Source organism: Pseudomonas sp. 1152_12, from assembly GCF_052850675.1.
In genome coordinates, this window is record NZ_VXCW01000008.1 from 94044 (window position 1) to 114171 (window position 20128).

19 protein-coding genes are annotated in these 20128 nt (G+C 58.4%); 14 read left to right on the forward strand and 5 right to left on the reverse strand.

All coding sequences use genetic code 11. The features are described 5' to 3' along the window. Positions 1 to 172 precede the first annotated feature (172 nt). From FW764_RS16615 to FW764_RS16645, 7 genes are all read left to right on the forward strand, one after another. Positions 173 to 2080, forward strand: coding sequence for a sigma-54-dependent Fis family transcriptional regulator (locus FW764_RS16615; protein WP_446434811.1), 1908 nt, complete (start codon positions 173 to 175; stop codon positions 2078 to 2080). A 248-nt stretch (positions 2081 to 2328) separates the two neighbouring features. Then, a complete protein-coding gene (locus FW764_RS16620) occupies positions 2329 to 2919 on the forward strand; it encodes a hypothetical protein (RefSeq protein ID WP_446434812.1) in 591 nt (196 codons plus the stop codon). A 254-nt stretch (positions 2920 to 3173) separates the two neighbouring features. After that, positions 3174 to 6374: a hypothetical protein gene (locus FW764_RS16625; protein WP_446434813.1), complete on the forward strand. Its 3201-nt coding sequence runs from the start codon at positions 3174 to 3176 to the stop codon at positions 6372 to 6374. Positions 6375 to 6710: 336 nt separating this feature from the next. Next, the gene (locus FW764_RS16630; protein ID WP_446434814.1) at positions 6711 to 7532 is read left to right on the forward strand and encodes a hypothetical protein; all 822 of its coding nucleotides are present in this window, start codon (positions 6711 to 6713) and stop codon (positions 7530 to 7532) included. 238 nt (positions 7533 to 7770) lie between these two features. Next, on the forward strand, positions 7771 to 9120 hold the full coding sequence (gene mpl, locus FW764_RS16635; RefSeq protein ID WP_446434815.1) for a UDP-N-acetylmuramate:L-alanyl-gamma-D-glutamyl-meso-diaminopimelate ligase: 1350 nt from the start codon (positions 7771 to 7773) through the stop codon (positions 9118 to 9120). Continuing rightward, the gene (ubiX, locus tag FW764_RS16640) at positions 9117 to 9746 is read left to right on the forward strand and encodes a flavin prenyltransferase UbiX (RefSeq protein WP_017735613.1); all 630 of its coding nucleotides are present in this window, start codon (positions 9117 to 9119) and stop codon (positions 9744 to 9746) included. The genes mpl and ubiX overlap by 4 nt, the downstream gene beginning before the upstream one ends. Further along, a complete protein-coding gene (locus FW764_RS16645) occupies positions 9739 to 10023 on the forward strand; it encodes a YceK/YidQ family lipoprotein (RefSeq protein ID WP_446434816.1) in 285 nt (94 codons plus the stop codon). Before ubiX ends, FW764_RS16645 begins: the two co-directional genes overlap by 8 nt. A 112-nt stretch (positions 10024 to 10135) precedes the next feature. Here FW764_RS16645 and FW764_RS16650 read toward each other — a convergent pair whose 3' ends face one another. The 3 genes from FW764_RS16650 to FW764_RS16660 all read right to left on the reverse strand — a co-directional run bounded on the left by FW764_RS16650 (position 10136) and on the right by FW764_RS16660 (position 13086). After that, positions 10136 to 10777, reverse strand: coding sequence for an oxidoreductase (locus FW764_RS16650; protein WP_134660531.1), 642 nt, complete (start codon positions 10775 to 10777; stop codon positions 10136 to 10138). A gap of 29 nt (positions 10778 to 10806) precedes the next feature. Then, positions 10807 to 12525 carry a C13 family peptidase gene (locus FW764_RS16655; RefSeq protein WP_446434817.1) on the reverse strand — a complete coding sequence of 573 codons (1719 nt, stop codon included), beginning with the start codon at positions 12523 to 12525 and terminating at the stop codon, positions 10807 to 10809. A gap of 105 nt (positions 12526 to 12630) precedes the next feature. Continuing rightward, positions 12631 to 13086, reverse strand: a complete 456-nt coding sequence (locus FW764_RS16660) for a MaoC family dehydratase (protein WP_083356598.1) — start codon at positions 13084 to 13086, stop codon at positions 12631 to 12633. 157 nt (positions 13087 to 13243) lie between these two features. Here FW764_RS16660 and FW764_RS16665 point away from each other — a divergent pair, with 157 nt between their 5' ends. From FW764_RS16665 to FW764_RS16675, 3 genes are read left to right on the forward strand one after another with little or no spacing between them, the layout of a single operon-like run. After that, positions 13244 to 13597 carry a CidA/LrgA family protein gene (locus FW764_RS16665; RefSeq protein WP_446434818.1) on the forward strand — a complete coding sequence of 118 codons (354 nt, stop codon included), beginning with the start codon at positions 13244 to 13246 and terminating at the stop codon, positions 13595 to 13597. Next, complete coding sequence (locus FW764_RS16670) at positions 13594 to 14310, forward strand: LrgB family protein (RefSeq protein ID WP_446434819.1); 717 nt, start codon at positions 13594 to 13596, stop codon at positions 14308 to 14310. The genes FW764_RS16665 and FW764_RS16670 overlap by 4 nt, the downstream gene beginning before the upstream one ends. Before the next feature lie 21 nt (positions 14311 to 14331). Continuing rightward, a complete protein-coding gene (locus FW764_RS16675; protein ID WP_446434820.1) occupies positions 14332 to 14925 on the forward strand; it encodes an LON peptidase substrate-binding domain-containing protein in 594 nt (197 codons plus the stop codon). On the opposite strand, the gene FW764_RS16680 is transcribed toward FW764_RS16675, so the two are convergent. Together FW764_RS16680 and FW764_RS16685 are read right to left on the reverse strand one after the other, a co-directional pair. After that, positions 14919 to 16235 carry a bifunctional DedA family/phosphatase PAP2 family protein gene (locus FW764_RS16680; protein WP_446434821.1) on the reverse strand — a complete coding sequence of 439 codons (1317 nt, stop codon included), beginning with the start codon at positions 16233 to 16235 and terminating at the stop codon, positions 14919 to 14921. The two genes, FW764_RS16675 and FW764_RS16680, sit on opposite strands and share 7 nt — an antisense overlap. Before the next feature lie 75 nt (positions 16236 to 16310). Beyond that, positions 16311 to 16994: a DNA-3-methyladenine glycosylase gene (locus tag FW764_RS16685; RefSeq protein WP_446434822.1), complete on the reverse strand. Its 684-nt coding sequence runs from the start codon at positions 16992 to 16994 to the stop codon at positions 16311 to 16313. A 173-nt stretch (positions 16995 to 17167) separates the two neighbouring features. Here FW764_RS16685 and FW764_RS16690 point away from each other — a divergent pair, with 173 nt between their 5' ends. The 4 genes from FW764_RS16690 (at position 17168) to rlmH (ending at position 20118) form a co-directional block, all read left to right on the forward strand. Continuing rightward, on the forward strand, positions 17168 to 18433 hold the full coding sequence (locus tag FW764_RS16690) for a glutamate-5-semialdehyde dehydrogenase (RefSeq protein ID WP_446434823.1): 1266 nt from the start codon (positions 17168 to 17170) through the stop codon (positions 18431 to 18433). Next, entirely contained in the window at positions 18433 to 19077 is a 645-nt protein-coding gene (gene nadD, locus FW764_RS16695) for a nicotinate-nucleotide adenylyltransferase (RefSeq protein ID WP_446434824.1), read from the forward strand. The genes FW764_RS16690 and nadD overlap by 1 nt, the downstream gene beginning before the upstream one ends. A 69-nt stretch (positions 19078 to 19146) precedes the next feature. After that, positions 19147 to 19641: a ribosome silencing factor gene (gene rsfS, locus FW764_RS16700; RefSeq protein WP_446434825.1), complete on the forward strand. Its 495-nt coding sequence runs from the start codon at positions 19147 to 19149 to the stop codon at positions 19639 to 19641. A 9-nt stretch (positions 19642 to 19650) separates the two neighbouring features. Further along, positions 19651 to 20118 carry a 23S rRNA (pseudouridine(1915)-N(3))-methyltransferase RlmH gene (rlmH, locus tag FW764_RS16705; RefSeq protein WP_003176297.1) on the forward strand — a complete coding sequence of 156 codons (468 nt, stop codon included), beginning with the start codon at positions 19651 to 19653 and terminating at the stop codon, positions 20116 to 20118. Positions 20119 to 20128 lie beyond the last annotated feature (10 nt).

Consider the following 20128-nt stretch of genomic DNA (forward strand, 5'->3'; position numbering starts at 1 on the left):
GGGTTGGGCTTTGTTGCAAGGCGTTGCTGTGACAGGCGTGGTACAGGCAGCGTGACAGTTTGTGCCAAAAACGGTACAGCCTGTGACCGGGGGGCTGCTCGCGATTGCAATGGCCGGATGGCTGGGGGATGCTGGCTGTTCTCAAGCAGTACGCAGGGAGAATAATAAGAACATGCATAACGATCATTTCAGCCGCCATGCCCAGCAAGTCCTCACCGTCACCCGTGGTCAGGACCTTGCCCAAGGCCCCGGCAGTGACCCGTCCATCGCCCGCTCCTGGCTGCGGTGCCTGGAGGACTATCACCTCGACCCCGCGTTGAGTATCGCCCCCACCGTGCTCGAACACGGCCGCCTGCTGGAGAGCCGCGAACGCCTGCAGCAGGTGCTGCACATCGCCGGCAGTGAGATGAATAGCCTGCATCAGCAGCTTTCCGGCGCCGGCCACGCGGTATTGCTCACCGATGCGCGTGGGGTGATTCTCAACTGTGTCACAGCGCCGTCCGAGCGTAAGGTTTTTGAGCGCGCCGGGTTGTGGTTGGGGGCTGATTGGAGCGAGGCGTGCGAAGGCACCAACGGCATCGGCACTTGTCTGGTGGAGCGCCAGTCCCTGACCATCCATCGTGATGAGCATTTTCGTGGCCGTCATACTGGCCTGACCTGTTCGGCCAGCCCAGTGTTTGATCCACACGGTGAGCTGCTGGCCGTGCTGGATGTGTCATCGGCGCGCGAAGCGGTCTCGCGTCAGAGCCAGTTCCATACCATGGCGTTGGTAAACCTGTCGGCGAAGATGATCGAGAGTTGTTACTTCCTGCGTCATTTTGAAAACCATTGGCTGCTGCGGTTTCACCTGCAGGCGGAATCCGTGGGGCTGTTCAGCGAAGGGTTGTTGGCGTTCGATGGCGAAGGGCGTATTTGTGCGCTCAACCAAAGTGCGCTGAACCTGCTGGGGCAGATACGTAGCGGTTTGCTGGGGCAACCGGTGGAGGCTTTTTTCGACTGTTCCCTCGACCAGTTACTCAGCCGGGCCAGCGCCAATGCCACTGCGAGCTGGCCGTTGCGTACACGTGATGGCCGGCACTTATTCGCCGCGCTACGTGGCAAGGCGCACGGCGTGCCAGCGCCGCTGGCCAAGCCCGAGGCGCCACGCCTATCGGGTATCTGCCTGGGTGATCCCGCGCTGCAGAATGACTTTCGCAAGGCTGTGAAGGTCTTCGAGCGCGACGTGCCACTGTTAATCAACGGCGAAACCGGCAGCGGCAAAGAAGCGTTTGCCAAGGCCGTGCACCAGGCCAGTCAGCGTGCCGACAAGGCGTTTATCGCCCTCAATTGCGGCGCCATACCGGAAAGCCTGATCGAAAGTGAATTGTTCGGCTATCGCGGCGGCAGCTTCACGGGTGCCCGTAAGGAAGGGATGCAAGGCAAGCTGCAACAGGCGGATGGCGGCACGCTGTTCCTAGATGAAATCGGCGATATGCCCCTTGCCCTGCAGACCCGTCTATTAAGAGTGCTGGAAGATCGCATGGTGGTGCCCATCGGCGGTGAGCCCCAGGCGGTGAACGTCAGAATTATCAGCGCCACCCATCGCAATCTGCAGGCGCGCGTGCAGGACGGCGATTTCCGCGAAGACTTGTATTACCGGCTCAATGGCCTGGAAGTTGCTCTGCCGCCCTTGCGCGAGCGCAGTGACAAGGAGCAATTGCTGGATATGCTGCTGCTACAGGAAGCTGGGGGGCAAACGGTGGTACTCGACGGTGCTGCTCGTCAGGCACTGTTGGCGTTCGCTTGGCCGGGCAACGTGCGTCAGTTACGCACAGTGCTGCGTACACTGGCCGCCCTTTGTGAGGATGGAAAGGTCCGTGTCGCGGACCTACCGATGCTCATCCGGCAGGCACAACCTGAGCGGGTGATTGAAGCGGGTACGACATTCGCCTTAGGTGATGCAGAGCGTCTTACGCTGCTTAATGCACTGGAGCTTCAATATTGGCACATGACTCACACGGCAGCCTATTTGGGCATCAGCCGAAATACGCTTTACAGAAAGTTGCGCAAGTATGGAATCGCTCGTGGCTCGTTAACTTAACTTACAAGCTTTTAGGGAGCTTCCAATAGTGGGTGAAATATTAACGGTGAGGGCGATACGTTCAGTAACTTGGTAGCATCGTGTTGCATTGTAAGGGAAGGCTTTAATTCCGCTGTCTACAGACAAGGTAATGCTACTAAGTGAGATATTGTGGTACATGTTGGTGCGAGCATATCGTGTCATTTGTGGGCAACGCCACCACTCAATGTACGAACGGTAGGTGACCGTTTTTACACTGAGGTGACCAAATGAATAACATCAACAGCCCTTCCGGCCAAGCGGGTATAAATCCTGCTCTGGTTGCGCAGTCCACACCGGGGCGGTGGCGCACACAACTGGATAATGCATTCAAAAGCCCTGGCTTCTTAGGGGGGGCAAAGGACCAGGGGCTTGATACGACTGAGCTGAAGTTGAACCCTTCTACCGGGGAACTGACAGGCACTGTCGAAAAAATGCCTTATGCGTCGCGACGATCGCCAGAAGCATTGCCACAACAGCACATAGCGTTAGGAGATAACGTTAACACCCATGCGCTGATTAAGGCACCGGAGTTACAGGCTGACGACCCCAGGGGCAGAATTGATTTAAGCAAGGTCATCGTCCCCACCGATCCTCTCTCCACATATTGTCGCGAGCGTGATGAACCTCTCGGCGAGGTGAGCGTGGTCGACCCTCTGAAGGCTTATGCGCTGCATGTGCCAAAGAAACTAGAGCAAGCAAGTAATTTGGCGAACACGCTGCCCTTTAATCTTGCCCACAGAGGGCCTGGGGAGCACAAAGGTTGTGCGCCGTTTTTGATCAGGTCGTCGGACGCTGCCGTCCAGGCGCAGACAGTTTGATGGGGCGGTGAGCAGGCGAACTTCCCAGCAGTATAAGGCAGACGATAAAAGATAATCCGGCTGCGGTACTGGATAAGCTCATTCGGTGACAAGACGCGATGCAGTATCACACCTATTAGTTGCTTTTTTCGCGAGGAACTATTCTGGCGATAGTGTTCACCTAAATAGGGAACCTTATGAAGGCGTTAGGGGAGGCGGCTACAGCAGTCAGTGAGTGGTCAAGTGCCCCTGTTATTTTATCCGCGAGGTATCAAATGGCGGCTGTTTCGAGTTTTAGTTCAAGACCGATCTTTCTAAGTCATGTTGCCGCGCCGGCTGAAACCGTCGTCGTACCTGTCGTAAGGACCGCCACGGCGCACACGGATGCAGTCGCAGCACTGCCTGACAGCCCCGAAGTTCGTGCACATGCTGATGCTCAGTTGGCACAGTCTTTCGCAAGAGCATTGGCTACTCGTTCCTATCAGACCTCAATGGCGCCGCCCAATGTCCAGGTTCCTCTACAGTCCACACTCGGGCGTTGGCGCACTCACCTGGACAGCGCGTTCAAAGGCCCTGGCTTCTTGGCATGGGCGAAAGAGCAGGGGCTTGATACACGGCGCTTGAAATTGGATCCCGCCCGTGGGGAGCTCAGCGGCAGTGTGGACGGCAAGACGCAAACCTTTTCCTTAACGGACGATTCGGGCTGGTCCGATGTTTCCCGAACACTGTTGTCGATTGCCAAAGTGATCGCACCTGAAGCCGGGCAGGCGTTCAGTTACCCTTGGCCCGAAGGCGAAGTACCGTTCTACACGGTGGGGCGTTTTTACAATGAGCCTGTAGACCTCACGCCAGCGCAATTCACCTTGCACCGCAAGAAGTTGCTGAAAAACGTAGGGTTTGAATTCCCGCCCTTGGCGTATGCGTCGCTACGTTCGGCAGAGGCGATAGCAGGCCTGAGCGAGGCGCTGGGTGACGACGCTGACCGCCATGCGCTTATCTGCGCACTGACGTCTCAGGTGGATGATGCTGCTGGGAAAATCGACCTGGATAAAGTCAATATCCCCATTGATCCGCGCTCGAGCCGGTTTAAAAGCGAGCACCTGCGTGAGATGACCGTGGCGAACATTCTGACGCAAGATGGAAATAGAGTGCCCGTTAATAGTAAGCAGGCACTCAGTGTGGCTCTGGCGCTGTCTTTTGATCTTTCCCATCGCGCGCCGCGGATGGACGCTGGTGGGGTAAAGCCTCTGGCGGGAATATTGGGTGCCACTTCACTGCGCAAGATGCGAACACGGGTAGCTGAATGGAAAAAGAGACAACGTACTCACGGTTCAAATCCTCAGGCCGGGGGGGGAGCAGGCAGCTTATTAAGTAGGTTGATTGATGCGCTTCCTGAGAGAGCAAGGAAGGGGGTTGCGAGTAACCCATCGTTAGCACTGGACCTGCTCATTCGGTCAGCCGAGGCGCAGGGGTTGGGTAAAGAGATACAAGAAAAGCTAAAGTTAGTTGAGACACCGACCAGTGCAATTGAAAGCGTGAGTGCAGCGCTGGTGCAGGAACTTGATCCTGGCGCAGGGAAATCGGCTTTTAATTTGGCAGGTTATAACCTGTATAGCCCAGACAATGTGGGGGCGTCAGCGGCCGAAATTGCCAAGCGCTTCACCACTTATCTCGAACGGCAGGTCGGGGTTGAAGTAGCCCCTGTTGCTGCGCAGCTACTATTATCGGCAGCGGCGCCTGAGTGCGTGGTAAAAGAGATACCACCTAATCTTGTTTATGGCTCTCATACGTGGGCGAATTTCTGCATAGAGGTTTCGCGTATAGAGCTGCAAGTGCCTGGGGCGTCGGCAAACATGACATTTAGCCAGGTGATGGCATTCGGTAACGCTCCTCCAATCTCCCTTGAGGACGAGGCTCAGTTAGACGAGGTCGCGCGCGATCCGATACTCGCATGGGGGGTTGCCAACGGTGTTATCCAAAACCGACTCGATCGTGATTTCACGGGCGTTGACGCCGCACGTTCACAAGCGGCATTGAACAAGCAGCAAAAAGAGCTTCTGTGGGCAAAAAACATCTTGCAAATACCCGCCACAACGCGAGAGGAGTATGCGTTGACGGAGTTGAAGCGCGTGTTTCCGAATATAGATCCGACGTTGAACGTCTTGCAGGACACGTCAGTAAAACATACGCCCATTTCGCTGCTTGATATCTACATGACTGGGCCAATCAAAGCGGATAAGTGGAAATCGCTGGACAACAAAAAGTTTCCCTATGATGACATGAAGTCGCGGTTATCCCTGCTGAAGCCTGATATCAATACAACGTTCTCCGATAGTTTTCAGGCCTATAAGAAAACGCACGAAATAGCGTGGGCCATCCAGTTCAAATATCAGCTTTCTCTATTGCCCTTGGCTGATCAAGAGACCATAAAAAAATCCAACGTCAGCTTTATTGAAGTGTCTCGCCCTTTTTTGAAGACAGAGCTTGACCCGCGCGGGTCAAACTTGTTTCCCGGGCGCCGGCCTCGAACACCGAATGAGCTCGAGCTTGAGGCGCTAAAAGGCAGGCAGGGTTTACTCATGAAAGTGGAAGAGGCTGATGGGCGGGTGAGTGTCTATAGTTATCTCCCGGTCCAAGGAACGTTAGTCAAGGAAAAGGGCGATCCAAGTGAACGCACTGATTTTGACGACAGTGGCTATTTTAAAGGCGGCGCGGCGGGGCGTGTGCCGGGCAGTTCAAATGTCTTTGTGCCTTACGGTGTGGTTAATAGTGATCGTGACCCACCTGGTAACGCCGATAAAATACAAGGCGCGTACTTTTCTGAACGAAACGGCACGCTCGGCTTAACGGCAGGTGGTTTTTTTACCCGCGATTATGAAGCGTTAGAGTATCAGGCAGCAGGGGTGACAGCGCTAGAGAAAGGAAAAGCACTGGATAAAAAGTTAAAAGGTTTTTTCCTCGGCCTCGTCCCTTTTTACGATGGGGTGCAAGAGGCAATCAGTGGCAATGTCGGGAGTGCGATTTTTAACATAGGGTTTGATCTTTTTGGGTTTTTCCTTCCGGGATTAAATGCTGCTCGCAAGGCGTTCAAGGCGGGTAGGGGTTCACTTAACATTATCAAGAGCGGCGCTTTCGCTGGCGTCGGCGCTTCGGTGGGTTATACCGATACGGTAGACATTGCAAGAAATTTTAACAAGGGATCAAGGGCGGGATATAAAGATATCAACTACCTGGCTACTCACGCGCAAGCGTTACTGTCTCGCTTGAAAGGTAATTACCGAAGCTATGATGTGACAAAGCTATACCGTGAGGGTGATATCGTTAAGGGCTTTTTCCGTTCGGCAGAGGATAACGTATGGCGGCCGACGGTGGCTATTTTCAAGAAGGGTGGGTGGTACGCATATAATGTGATCACCAAGACACCGTTCGGTCTTCAGGCGGCACAGTTTGGTGTTGTGATGGCTGTGGCAGGTTAGTTGCTATCGAGGATGTGGCTGGCGTGCCTGGTGCGTTCTTCTGTTAACGCGCGGTTGGTGATCAGTGCTGTGTGGATTTTTTAATGGAGGTGTTTTTTTTATTATGGTTTGGAACTGCATTTGACGTTTCTCTCACTCATTAAATGAAAGTGATGAATGCCGTTCTAACGCCTAATAACTATAAGGTGACTTATTGTGATACTTTCAAACGCGACTCAAGAATATCGACGGTTTAAGTGCATACGCCTGGGTGATTTATTACCGTCAACGGGTGGTTTCCGACGTGGTGATATTGACGTGTCCTCTCGGGCTGTAAATCCTACTAGAGTAGGAGGCGTGTCGCAGGGCCACACCGCAGGGGGCGCCAGCGGGAGGTTTGATCAGGCTGCTGTTGACTCCAGAGTTGGAAGCTTCTCAGGGCCGGGCCACGCAAGCGGCACTCGATCGCCGCAAGATGCGCATGATGCGGCACCGGAGTTGGCTGATTACAAGGCTAAACATCAGAAAGAATGGCAAGCCCGTAAAGATGCAGACGCCCGGGATAAGTTGTTTGGCCAGTCGACGCCCGGCCGAGTCGATGGAGAAGACGTTCAGCCCTTCTCTTCACAGCGCCTTTCAAATGAATCGGAATCGCTGACAAGCGCCGCTAAGGCGAAGGCTGATAAAGCGCCGCCGGCCAGGAATAACACTTTATTGCGGACTGCAGCCATTGCCGTGCCGTTTACGACGGTGGGGCTGGTTGTTGCAGGTGCTATTAACGCCTATACCAAGACGCTTATCGATCCCACGCCTGCCCCCGATGCGCTTACAAAAGAAGATGTTAAGGCTGATCGACTGGTAGAACAGATCAGGCTGGATGTGTTCAAGGTAGCAAACGTCTGGAATGCGCTAAACGGATATAGAGACTTTGCTCCCGACTCGAGCTGGGCAATGAAAGACAATGATGAGCGCATGGATTTTCTGGAGGAGATGCTTGATATTTCAGAGAAACTGTTGAGTGTCGATGCCCAGAAGATGCTTATCTCCGTCTCATACGCTGTTACAGGGGCGCCGAAGGATGATGTCGAAAGCCGTGCATTGGCGATCAATTCCAGGCTCGCCGTGTTCATTGGATTGTTCCGTAGCATGTCAGCGAAATTGAGGACTGACGCTGCGTAAGCTCTACGTGGGTCTGGCTGCCGGCTGCAGCGCAATCGGTGAAGGTGGCGAGAGTAAAAAAGCGTCGTTGTATCAGGCTGACCTTAAAAAGTGAGATCGGATTCAACGACGCTTTATATCAAGCAGACCGCCAGCCGTGGTGCTTGTCCCACGTGTTCCTGGTGCAACCACCCACAGCTAAAGAGTGCGACTTTTCTCACCTTACGCTAACCTGCCTCGATGTTTTACGAGGTCGACTATGCACATTCATATTCTCGGTATTTGCGGCACATTCATGGGGTCGATGGCGGTTCTGGCTAAAGAGCTGGGCCACCACGTCACCGGCGCCGACGCTAACGTTTATCCGCCCATGAGCACGCAACTGCAGGCTCAGGGTATCGAGTTAACCCAAGGCTACGATCCCTCGCAATTCGACCCGGCTCCGGACTTGGTGGTGATCGGTAACGCCATGGTACGCGGCAATCCGGCGGTCGAATACGTACTCAATAAAGGCTTGCCGTATGTCTGCGGCCCACAATGGCTGGCGGACCATGTGCTGCAAGGTCGCTGGGTGCTCGCGGTGGCCGGTACTCACGGCAAGACCACCACCAGCAGCATGCTCGCCTGGGTGCTGGAGCACGCGGGCATGAGCCCGGGCTTTTTGATTGGCGGCGTGCCGCAAAACTTCTCGGTGTCGGCGCGCCTGGGCAAAACGCCGTTCTTCGTGATCGAGGCGGATGAATACGACAGTGCTTTCTTCGACAAGCGCTCCAAGTTTGTCCATTACCGCCCGCGCACGGCGATCCTGAACAACCTTGAGTTCGATCACGCGGACATCTTCCCCGATCTGCCAGCCATTGAGCGCCAGTTTCACCACTTGGTGCGTACCATCCCGAGTGAAGGCCTGGTGATTTATCCGACGACCGAGCCGGCCTTGCAGCGGGTCATCGACATGGGCTGCTGGACCCCGGTGCAAACCACCGGCGCCGGAGGGCAATGGCAGGTCAAATTGCTCAGCGAAGACGGCTCTAAATTTGAAGTGCTGTTTGAGGGGGAGTCTCATGGCATCGTCGAGTGGGACATGACTGGCCAACACAACGTCGCCAACGCCTTGGTCACCCTGGCGGCTGCGCGGCATGTGGGCGTGGTGCCATCGATGGGCATTGCTGCGTTGAGTGCATTCAAAAGCGTGAAGCGCCGTATGGAAAAAGTCGCCGATGTGAATGGGATTACAATCTACGACGATTTTGCCCACCATCCCACGGCAATTGCGACCACGTTGGATGGCCTGCGAAAGCGCGTTGGTGACGCTGACATCATTGCTATTGTGGAGCCGCGCTCCAACTCCATGAAGCTGGGCGCGCACCGTGATGGGCTGCCCGAAAGCGTCAACGATGCCGACCACGTGGTCTGGTATGCGCCGCCCAACCTCGGCTGGGATCTACCCGGCATTGCTGCGCTGTGCACCGTGCCATCCACTGTCTGCGATTCGATCGAGGGCATCATTGAACACGTCAAGCATCAAGCCAAGCCGGGCACCCATATCGTGGTGATGAGCAACGGCGGCTTCGGCGGCCTGCATGGCAAGCTGGCCGAGGCCCTCAAATGAGCGGCCCGGAACGCGTTACCCTGGCGATGACCGGTGCCTCCGGCGCGCCCTATGGTCTGCGCCTGCTCGATTGCCTGGTGCGCGAAGACCGCGAGGTGCACTTTCTCATCTCCAAGGCTGCGCAACTGGTGATGGCCACCGAGACCGATGTCGCGCTGCCGCCCAAGGTGCAGATGATGCAAGCCTTTCTCACCGAATATACGGGGGCGGCGGCGGGGCAGATCAAGGTCTACGGTAAAGAGGACTGGATGTCGCCCGTGGCCTCCGGCTCCGGTGCCCCGGCGGCGATGGTGGTGGTGCCGTGCTCCACTGGCACCTTGTCGGCGATCGCCACGGGTGCTTGCAATAACTTGATCGAACGCGCGGCGGACGTGACCTTAAAGGAGCGTCGCCAGTTGATTCTGGTACCGCGCGAGGCGCCGTATTCGAGCATTCATCTGGAGCACATGCTCAAGTTGTCGAACATGGGCGTGACCATCTTGCCAGCATCGCCCGGGTTTTATCACCAGCCCCAGACCATCGATGATCTGGTGGATTTTGTGGTGGCGCGGATTCTCAACCTGCTGAACATTCCCCAGGACATGCTGCCGCGTTGGGGCGAGCACCATTTGAGCAGTGATGAATAAGGCTCTGTTGGTGCTGCTGGCGCTGCAACTGACGGGCTGCGCCACTGCGCGCACGTTGGACGCGGCACACCCTGGCGCGCCGGTGGTGTATGCCGGGACGCGGCTGGATTTGTATGCGATTGACGGCGGCTGTTGCGCCAAGGATCGGTTTGGCGCGCAGGCGCCGAGCTATCCGCATATTGACCTGCCGGCCAGTGCGCTGCTCGACACGCTGCTGTTGCCGCTGTCGCTACTGACGGTGTTGGGGGTGGGGTTCAATGCAACCGGCGGTCTATAGATTGATAGCGCTGGGGCCGTCCCCATCGCAGGCAAGCCAGCTCCCACAGGGGAATGCATTCCAAGGTGGGGGCTGGCTTGCCTGCGATGAGGTCTGATCAATCACTGCAAACTTACTTGCCGAGCTTGCGCAACTCATCTGACTCCACCACCCGCACCCCATCCTGCTCTTCCAGCGCCAGGCGCCACATGGCCCGGGCCAGTTCGCACACTTCAATGCCGTGGTATTTGCCTGGAATCAATCGTGACAACGGCCCTGCCAGTTGTTCGGCCAGGCGCGGTTCCAAGCGTTCCCCCAACAACAGCGAAGGTCGTACGATGGTCAGCTGTGGCCAGTCCTGGGCCTTCAGCGCTTGTTCCATTTCGCCTTTGACGCGGTTGTAGAAGATCGAGGATTTCGGGTCGGCGCCAATCGCGCTGATCACGATCAGGTGGCGTGCCCCCATTTCCCGTGCGCGCTTGGCGAAGGCCACGACCATGTCCAAGTCGACGGCGCGGAAGGCCGCTTCGGAACCCGCCTGTTTGATGGTGGTGCCCAGGCAGCAGAAGGCAATATCGACCTGGCCGCTCAGTTGCGGCAGGAACACCGCCGGGTCGCCCACCGGGTTTTCCAAGCGTGGGTGTTCGGCCAGCGGCTTACGGCTAGGCGCCAGTACGCGGGTCACAGTCGGTTCGTTGAGCAGGCGGTCAAGCAGGTGTTCGCCGGTAAGGCCTGAGGCGCCAGCGAGCAAGATATGTTGTGGTGTCAAGTACATGGTGTTTCCCCCTTGTTACACGTTACAGCTTAGTTGCCTTTGGCTTCCTTGCTATTCATTGAGACGCTTTCGAGCGCTTTTCGTGCCTGCTGTTTACGTAATAATTGCCAATGGGTGATCACGCCTTTGGGGGCCCATATCTGCGGTTCTGAGGCTTCGAAGTTATCCGCCTGTTCGCGTTCGGCGACATGCACTTGTGCCAGTTTGAAGGCCTGCTGCAAGTCGTCGGTCTGATTGAGTGCCTGTGCGAAAAGGGCATCACCGAAGTAGGTGAAGTCTGCTTCTTCGGAGCAACCGAAGGACACGCGATCAGCGCGCGAGGCCGTCATGATCAGCGTGCGCTCATCCTTCAGTGCCGGAATGAACCCACCGGAGTAGCAGGCGGAAATCACAATGATCTTGTCGCGGTTTTTCAGCGGAGCGAGCACTGCCGCCAGCTCATCGGCAGGCAGGTCGGCCAGCTCCATGCGCGGTTGGTCGAGCACCAGTTCATGTTCATGGGTGCCGTGACTGGTCATGTAAATAAACACCAGGTCTTGCGGCCCTGTACGCTCGGCCAGGGTTTGCACGGCGCGTCGCAGGCTTTCGCGGGTGGCCAGCGGGCGGTCGGCGATGTGATCACGGTGATTGACCAGACGAATCTGCCCGCGCGCGCCGAAACGGCTCGCGAGCATATTGCTGACGTAATCGGCCTCGCGCAGGAACACGCTTTGTTTGCCGTCGCCGGCCACTGCCAAGGTGTACAGCTCTACCGCAGGAGTGGAGGCGGGCACGGCGGCAAGGGCGGCGTCCAGCAAGCGGCCTTGGGCCAGTATGCCGATTTCCAGAGGGTCGGGCAGCAGCTTGCCATCAGCATCGCGTACGCGCATGCCATTGACCCAAGTGCCGGCCTCTACAGTGCCGTCGGTGAGCACGAGCGTGCCTTTGCCTTGATAACTGTCGCTGTCGAAGCCGCCTATATAAAAGCTGCCATCGGTGAGGTTCAAACGGCCTTCGCCGGTGAAGCGCCAGTCGCGGAACTGGCCGACATAGTGGCTGGCGTCGACGCCGATCAATTCGCCTTTGCCGCTGAGCGCACCTTCCTTGAACTGGCCGATCCACACGTCGCCGTCGGCATTTTCGTAGCGGCCTTTGCCATTGAGCTGGTTCTGTTTGAACTGGCCGACATAGATGTCGCCGTCGGCGCTGTTGAAGGTGCCGTTGCCTTCGAGTTGGCCATCGACAAAGTGGCCGCTGAACTGGTTGCCGCTGTCATCGTTGCGTTGGCCTTCGCCATTCGGCTTGCCGTGGGCGAACTGGCCCTGGTATTGGCTGCCGTCGGCCAGCTCCAGGCGGCCGAGGCCCGAATACTGGTCATCCTTGAATTCGCCGCGATAGGTCATCTGCCCCTCTTTGAGGGTGCCTTCGCCGTTGCGCCGACCGTTCTTGAAACCACCGACATAGCTGCTGCCGGCGGTGGTCAGGCTGCCCTGGCCGTCGAACAGGCCTTGCTTGAACTGGCCTTTATAGACCTCGCCGTTGCTGCCATGCCATTCACCCTGGCCATGCCACTGGCCTTTGTCGAACTGGCCGGCGTACCAACTACCATTGGGGTAGTCGACCCGGCCCTGGCCTTGCAGCAAACCATTGACCACATCACCCCGGTAACGGCCGCCATCAGGCAGGCGCGCGTCGGGCGGCAACAGCGATTCACCGTCTCCGCACGCGGTGAGCAACAGGGCAAGGGCAAGGGGGGCGAGTGGGCGCATAGCGGGATCCGGATAATTAAGCGCCGAGTATGCCGCAGCCGCAGGATTCATACATAAATTTACATACACTGTGGCAAGGTTTATTGCCTCGCCACAGGCACGGCCTTACACGAAGTAGAGTGACAACGACTCAGCGACGTAAGCGGGCTTTTCCTGGCCTTCGATTTCCAGGGTGGCGGTGGCCTTAAGTAGCCATTGGCCAGGTTTTTTCTCGGTGACCTCGTTAAGTGTCACGTTCAGGCGGACTTTGGAGTCAACCTTCACCGGCTGGATGAAACGCACACTGTCCAGGCCATAGTTGACCGCCATCTTCAGGCCCTCGGGCATGATCAGGATGTCTTCCATCAGCTTGGGCATCAGCGACAGCGACAGGAAACCGTGGGCGATGGTGCTGCCGAATGGCGTCTTGGCGGCCTTGACCGGGTCGACGTGGATGAACTGATGATCGCCAGTGGCCTCTGCGAACAGGTTGATACGCGCCTGATCGATGGTGAGCCATTCGGAACGTCCCAGTTCCTTGCCGACATAATCTTTGAGCTGCGCTACAGGTACATAGGGCATTGCGACTCTCCTTGGTTCATCGTTTTTATGGGGGTGCGACATCCATGTTAGATCATCATGGGCCAGCTACCCGGTCAACCCACCATGCTTTCGGCGAATGCCGGAGCATAGGGCCGGCGTGCTTATAATGCGCACGAGTTTTTAGGGGGAAGAACGGATGCTGTTACGGGGCCTGTCCTGGCTGGTGCTGTTTCAATTGATCGGCACCGCGATCAACCATTTGCTGCTGCCGGTGCTGCCGGGGCCGATCATCGGCTTGCTGCTGATGCTCGGGTTTTTGATTTGGCGCGGCGAAGTCGGCGAGCCCCTGAGCCTGGCTGCCAGCAGCCTGTTGCGCTATTTGCCGCTGCTGCTGGTGCCGCCGGCCGTGGGCGTGATGGTGTATGCCAAGGATATCGTCGCCGACTTTTGGGCCATCGTCGGCGCATTGGTACTGTCGCTGGTGGTCGCCATGGCCTTTGTCGGCGTGTTCATGCAGCACCTGGTCAAGCGTAAGGAGAAGGATCAATGATCTTCGACTGGCACGGCGCGTGGACGGCTGTGATTCATCACCCGCTGTTCGGCATCGGTATCACCCTCGGCGCTTATCAACTGGTACTGGCAGCATTCGAGAAAACCCGCTGGGTCTTCCTGCAACCGGTACTGGTGTCCATGCTGCTGGTGATCGGCGTGTTGCTCACCTGTGGCCTGACCTACGCCGAGTACCGCAAGAGCACTGAGATCATGGGCATCCTGCTCGGCCCGGCGACGGTGGCCCTGGCTGTGCCGCTGTTCTTGAACCTGCGGCGGATTCGCCAATTGTTCTGGCCGATTTTTACTACGCTAGTGATAGGTGGCGTGTTGGTCACTGGCCTGTGTGTACTGCTGGGCTGGTGGTTTGGCGCTGAACATATGATGCTGATGACCATGGCGCCCAAGTCGGTGACGTCACCGATTGCCATGTTGGTGGCCGAGCAGATCGGCGGCGTGGCCGCATTGGCAGCGGTGTTTGTGCTGATCACCGGTGTGGTCGGCGCAATGATCGGTCCGGCGTACCTGTCGCGCCTGGGCGTGCACAGCCCTGAGGCACGTGGCATGGCGCTGGGCATGACGGCTCACGCCGTCGGCACTTCGGTGGCGCTGCAGGAAAGTGAAGAGTGCGGCGCCTTTGCGGCGCTGGCCATGAGTCTGATGGGCGTGGCCACGGCGGTGTTCCTGCCGCTGGCCGTCTCCGTGATTGTTTAAACCGGGTTTAAGGAAACCTCTATGAGTCTGGCGCTGTTCCCGCTCAATACCGTGCTGTTCCCTGGCTGCACCCTCGACTTGCAACTGTTTGAGGCGCGCTACCTGGACATGATCAGCCGCTGCATGAAAAAAGGCGAAAGCTTCGGCGTGGTGTGCATCTTAGGCGGCAGGGAAGTGGGCATGGCCCCGGACGGCTACGCGCTGATCGGCTGTGAAGCGCTGATTCGTGACTTCAAACAACAGGACAACGGGCTGCTGGGGATTCGCGTCGAAGGCGGGCGCAGGTTCCGCGTGCGTGACGCTGGGGTGCAGAAGGACCAGTTGCTGGTGGCTGAAGTGCAATGGCTCGAAGAACTGCCGGACCAGCCGCTGGACGAAGAGGACGCCGACCTGCAAGCGCTGCTCCAGGCACTGGCCGAACACCCGATGGTCGCCTCGCTGGCCATGGGCACTCATGCCGATGGCCAGCAAGCCTTGGCGAACCAGCTTGCTTATCTATTGCCGTTCACCGAGGCCGATAAGATCGACCTGCTGCAACTCGACGACCCGCAGCAACGCCTGGACGCAATCCAGATGTTGCTCGATGAGCTGCAGGGCGAACTCTTCACTCAGTAGGCGTAGCGCAGCAGCGCGTGGGGCGTGCCGGTGAGCGCGATAAAACTCAGTACCGCCACGATAGCGGGTAGCAGCAGCCACCAGGTTTTCTGCGGCATGGCTGGCAGCGGGCTTCGATACTGGATGGCGGTCAGGCTGAGCGCACACACCGTCATTGCCAGCAGCGTGCCGGCCAGGATGTCCGTCGGCCAATGCGCGCCGAGGTAAACCCGCGACAGTGCAATAAAAGCCGCCGGAATACAGCCCAGCAGCATCCAGGTCAGGCGCAACCTTGTGGGTTGCCCGCGCCCGGCCAGCACGGCCAGTGCCAGGAAAAACGCAAAGGCGCCGGAAGCGTGGCCGCTGGGCATGCTGAAACTGGTCAGTGGGTCCGTCAGGATTTCCGGGCGACCCCGGGCAAAAAACAGCTTGGTGCCGGTATTGATTACGGCCGCCCCGGCCAAGGTGGCGCCGACGAACACGGCATGGCGCCATTGTCGCGCCAGCAGTAACAAACCGGTGAATACCGCACTGGCGACAAACATCTTCTTGAACTCACCCAACTGGGTGATACGCACCATCACCTCGTCCAGCCATGGGCTGCGATGTTCCTGCACCAGCGCGCTCAGGCCTTGATCGAAATCGTTGAGGTGCGGGTAACCGATAAACAGGGCGATCAGCAATGTGAGGCTGGCGCAGCCAATCCACAAGGTGGCGCGACGATGGCCGCGCAGGCTGCTGTTCATACTGAGGCCCAGCAACACCGCCAGGCAGGCCGCGACAATACCCGCTTCCGGCCAGAAACCTGCCGGCAGCGGCAAGCGGAAGGCTGCGCCAGTGGCCCAGCCCGGCAACAGATACGCCACTGACCAGCCGGCTGCGGCGAGAACACTCACGGCGGCAAAGCGCGGGAAAGGCATGTCGCACATCCCTGCGACCATCGGCAGCATCGGGCGCAACGGGCCGATGAAACGTCCTACCAGCAGGCTGGCGATACCGTACTTATGGAAGTAGGTTTCTGCGCCGTTCATCCATTCTGGGTGGTGACGCAAGCCGGGCAGACGCCGGATGTTCTGATGGAAATGTCGGCCCAGGTAGTAGGAGACCCCGTCACCGAGCAAGCCGCCGAGGAACCCCATCAGCAGGGTTTCACTCAAGGACAACGCACCGCTGCCGGCCAGCGCCGCAATGGCAAACAGCAAGACGGTGCCTGGCACGATCAGACCGGCGATGGCCAGGCATTCAACGCATGCGACGATAAATACCGCCACCGCCAACCATTCGGGGTTCAGTGTGAGCCAGCCGGTAATGCTATCGAGCCATTGGCCCATAAAACTTCACTCCATTTATGCAAGACATAACCTAAGTCAGTTGATCTGCTGCGCTGCCGGTGTTGATGTTCTCAGTCAAATCAAAAAATAATCACGGCCTTCGACCTGGCCCCGGCGCAGCGGGTTCCGGGTGCAATACGGCGCATAACCCGCATCCACGAAGCGGTACATCAGGTGTTCATCACGCCCGCTGGGGATGCCCAGGCGGGTGGTCTGGATGATTTGCGTCGGGGTTTGGCCCACGTCTTCAACAAACAGCAGTTCCTGATCGAAGCGCTTGGCGTCCCACATCGGCACTTTCAGGCCCAAGGCTTTGCACAGCAGCGTTTGGCCGGCGCAGAGTTTTTGCGATGGGCGTGGATGGCCATTGGCGTCCGGGTTGTTGAGTAGCATCTGCGTCAGGCTCGCCGGGCCGGACAGCTCATCGACCCACGGGTAAGCCGATTTGATCAGCACCGCATTGCCGGGGCCGTGAGCGCTGAAGTTCAGTGAATCGCCGCCACGGGCGTAGTACATGTAGATGTGCCCACCATCCAGAAACAAAGCCTTACGCTTTTCTGTGTAACCGAGTGAGGCATGGCTGCCTTTTTCGGCCACGTAATAGGCTTCGGTTTCGATAATTCGCGCCGAAAGCCAGGTTTCACCGACGCGATGGCGGATGACTTTTCCGAGCAATTCGCGCGCAAGTATTTGCGCGTCACGGTCGAAGAAGCGGTCGGGCAGGGCGCTTGGGGGGCGCTGAGGGGCAGAACTGGACATGGCGACAAGGTTAATACGGCTAAATGTGACCGAATAATAACAACTCCGACCTTAATTACCGCTGAACCCCAAGTTTTTACAGTTCATTTCGACCATCCGCCCCACACCGCTGTCAGTCGGGCGGCGTCACAGCTATAATCTGCCGCTTTCCTATTTGCCAAGACTCCCTGACCATGACTGAGTCCGTTCTTGACTACATGACCCGCCTGGGTCGCGCTGCCCGTCAGGCTTCGCGGTTGATCGCCCGTGCGAGCACTGCGCAGAAGAACCGTGCCCTGCTGGCGGCCGCTGATGCTCTGGATGCTTCGCGCTCCGAGCTGGCCGCTGCCAATGAGCTGGACCTCGCCAACGGCCGCACCAACGGCCTGGAACCGGCCCTGCTGGACCGCCTGGCGCTGACCCCGGCGCGTATCGACGACATGATCGAAGGCCTGCGTCAGGTGGCCAAGCTGCCTGATCCTATCGGTGAAATCCGCGATATGCGTTACCTGCCGTCCGGCATTCAGGTCGGCAAGATGCGCGTGCCCCTGGGCGTGATCGGCATCATTTACGAGTCGCGCCCGAACGTGACCATTGACGCCGCGAGCCTGTGCCTCAAGTCCGGTAACGCCACCATCTTGCGTGGCGGTTCCGAGGCGATTAATTCCAACCGCGCGATTGCCGCGTGCATTCAGCAAGGTCTGGCGGTGGCCGAGTTGCCGCCTGAAGTGGTGCAAGTGGTGGACACCACCGACCGCGCCGCCGTGGGCGCGCTGATCACCATGCCAGAATTTGTCGACGTGATCGTGCCGCGCGGTGGCAAGAGCCTGATCGAGCGCGTCAGCCGTGACGCCAAAGTGCCGGTGATCAAGCACCTGGACGGCGTGTGCCACGTGTACATCGACATCGCTGCCGATCTCGACAAGGCGATCCGCATCGCCGACAACGCCAAGACCCACCGCTATGCCCCCTGCAACACCATGGAAACCCTGCTGGTGCACGTCGGCATTGCCGATCGCGTGCTGCCGCCGCTGGCTGCCATCTACCGGGACAAGGGCGTGGAACTGCGTGGTTGCGAGCGTACCCGTGCGCTGCTCGGCGCGGACGTGATCGAGGCCACGGAACAAGACTGGTACACCGAGTACACGGCGCCGATCCTGTCGATCCGCATCGTCGACGACCTGGACCAGGCCATCGAACACATCAACACATACGGCTCCAAGCACACCGACGCCATTGTTTCCGAGCATTTCAGCGATGCCCGGCGTTTCCTCAACGAAGTGGATTCCGCTTCGGTGATGGTCAACGCCTCGACGCGTTTTGCCGATGGTTTCGAGTATGGCCTGGGAGCGGAGATCGGCATTTCCACCGACAAGCTCCACGCACGCGGCCCGGTTGGCCTGGAAGGGCTGACCAGCGAGAAGTACGTGGTGTTCGGCGACGGTCATGTGCGCACTTGATGGCTAAACGCATCGGGCTGCTTGGCGGCACCTTCGACCCCGTGCACATCGGCCATTTGCGCAGTGCCCTGGAAGTGGCGGATGCCCTCGCGCTGGATGAGCTGCGTGTGATGCCCAACGCGCGGCCGCCGCATCGCGACACGCCGCAGGTGTCAGCACAGCAACGCCTGGAAATGGTGCGCCTGGCGGTAGGTGGCATAGCGCCGCTGGTGGTGGATGATCGCGAGCTCAAGCGCGATAAACCGTCCTACACTGTCGATACCCTGGAGCTGATACGCGCCGAGTTGGGCGCAGATGACCAGTTGTTTCTGCTTTTGGGCTGGGACGCATTTTGCGGCCTGCCCTCTTGGCATCGTTGGGAGGAACTCCTCCAGCATTGCCACATCCTGGTTTTGCAACGCCCGGATGCCGACAGCGAACCGCCGGATGCCTTGCGCAACCTGCTGGCCGCGCGGTCGGTAAGTGACCCCTTGGCCCTGACCGGGCCAAACGGGAATATTGCATTCGTCTGGCAGACCCCGCTTGCGGTGTCCGCCACCCAGATCCGTCAACTGCTGGCCAGCGGGAAGTCGGTACGTTTCCTGGTGCCTGACGCGGTCCTGGCCTACATCGATGCGCACGGGCTTTACCGTGCGTCGAACTGAAAAGGCGCGCTTGTCGCTACGCACAGTCGTGCAGCGAGCGCCCGAACATACGAGCAAAACGAGTTTTATATGACGAACAAAGACGTAAGCAAAGTTAAGCGCAAAGGCACGTTCAAAAGCGCCCCGCTGCCAGTTGAAGCGCACACCGGTCCTGAGCTGGTTGGCGAAGAGCTGGTAAAAGTCGCTGTGGCTGCCCTGGAAGACGTTAAGGCCCAGGACATCCAGGTGCTGGACGTGCGCGACAAGCAGAGCATCACCGACTTCATGATCATCGCCACCGGTACCTCCAACCGCCAGATCGGCGCGATGCTGGACAAGGTTCGCGAAGCTGTCAAAGCCCAAGGCGTGAAGCCGCTGGGTGAAGAAGGTAAGGGCGACAGCGACTGGGTGCTGCTGGACATGGACGACGTGATCGTTCACATGATGACCTCCAACGCCCGTCAGTTCTACGACTTGGAGCGTCTGTGGAAAGGCGCCGAGCAGAGCCGTGCCGCTGATGGCAAGCACCACAGCCCGGAAGTGGGCCACGCGCACTTCGACAAGCTCAACAAAGACCAGGAATAAGGAACGGCTGTGCGCCTGCGTCTGATCGCTGTCGGTTCACGCATGCCCAAGTGGGTAGAAGAAGGCTGGCACGAGTATGCCAAGCGTCTGCCCGCTGAGCTGTCGCTGGAATTGGTGGAAATACCGCTCAATACCCGGGGCAAGAATGCCGACGTGGCGCGCTTTATCCGTCAGGAAGGCGAAGCCATGTTGGCCAAGGTCGGCCCTAACGAGCGCATCGTCACCCTTGAGGTGCACGGCAAACCTTGGAGCACCGAGCAGCTGGCGGTGGAACTGGACCGCTGGCGCCTGGATTCGCGCACCGTCAACTTCATGGTCGGCGGCCCCGAAGGGCTGGCGCCGGAAGTCTGCGCGCGGGCGGACCAGCGCTGGTCATTGTCGGCGCTGACGCTGCCGCACCCGTTGGTAAGGATTCTGATCGGTGAACAGCTGTATCGCGCCTGGACAGTTCTGTCCGGGCACCCTTATCACAAATAATCTGCGCCCC

Excerpts from the sequence above, each read along its gene's own strand:
- FW764_RS16675 (WP_446434820.1), top strand. The coding sequence starts at position 14,332 with ATGAGTCTGGCGCTGTTCCCGCTCAATACCGTGCTGTTCCCTGGCTGC.
- FW764_RS16690 (WP_446434823.1), top strand. The coding sequence starts at position 17,168 with ATGACTGAGTCCGTTCTTGACTACATGACCCGCCTGGGTCGCGCTGCC.
- FW764_RS16615 (WP_446434811.1), top strand. The coding sequence starts at position 173 with ATGCATAACGATCATTTCAGCCGCCATGCCCAGCAAGTCCTCACCGTC.
- FW764_RS16665 (WP_446434818.1), top strand. The coding sequence starts at position 13,244 with ATGCTGTTACGGGGCCTGTCCTGGCTGGTGCTGTTTCAATTGATCGGC.
- ubiX (WP_017735613.1), top strand. The coding sequence starts at position 9,117 with ATGAGCGGCCCGGAACGCGTTACCCTGGCGATGACCGGTGCCTCCGGC.
- FW764_RS16650 (WP_134660531.1), bottom strand. The coding sequence starts at position 10,777 with ATGTACTTGACACCACAACATATCTTGCTCGCTGGCGCCTCAGGCCTT.
- FW764_RS16625 (WP_446434813.1), top strand. The coding sequence starts at position 3,174 with ATGGCGGCTGTTTCGAGTTTTAGTTCAAGACCGATCTTTCTAAGTCAT.
- FW764_RS16620 (WP_446434812.1), top strand. The coding sequence starts at position 2,329 with ATGAATAACATCAACAGCCCTTCCGGCCAAGCGGGTATAAATCCTGCT.
- nadD (WP_446434824.1), top strand. The coding sequence starts at position 18,433 with ATGGCTAAACGCATCGGGCTGCTTGGCGGCACCTTCGACCCCGTGCAC.
- FW764_RS16685 (WP_446434822.1), bottom strand. The coding sequence starts at position 16,994 with ATGTCCAGTTCTGCCCCTCAGCGCCCCCCAAGCGCCCTGCCCGACCGC.
- rsfS (WP_446434825.1), top strand. The coding sequence starts at position 19,147 with ATGACGAACAAAGACGTAAGCAAAGTTAAGCGCAAAGGCACGTTCAAA.
- FW764_RS16680 (WP_446434821.1), bottom strand. The coding sequence starts at position 16,235 with ATGGGCCAATGGCTCGATAGCATTACCGGCTGGCTCACACTGAACCCC.
- FW764_RS16660 (WP_083356598.1), bottom strand. The coding sequence starts at position 13,086 with ATGCCCTATGTACCTGTAGCGCAGCTCAAAGATTATGTCGGCAAGGAA.
- FW764_RS16655 (WP_446434817.1), bottom strand. The coding sequence starts at position 12,525 with ATGCGCCCACTCGCCCCCCTTGCCCTTGCCCTGTTGCTCACCGCGTGC.
- FW764_RS16645 (WP_446434816.1), top strand. The coding sequence starts at position 9,739 with ATGAATAAGGCTCTGTTGGTGCTGCTGGCGCTGCAACTGACGGGCTGC.
- FW764_RS16670 (WP_446434819.1), top strand. The coding sequence starts at position 13,594 with ATGATCTTCGACTGGCACGGCGCGTGGACGGCTGTGATTCATCACCCG.
- mpl (WP_446434815.1), top strand. The coding sequence starts at position 7,771 with ATGCACATTCATATTCTCGGTATTTGCGGCACATTCATGGGGTCGATG.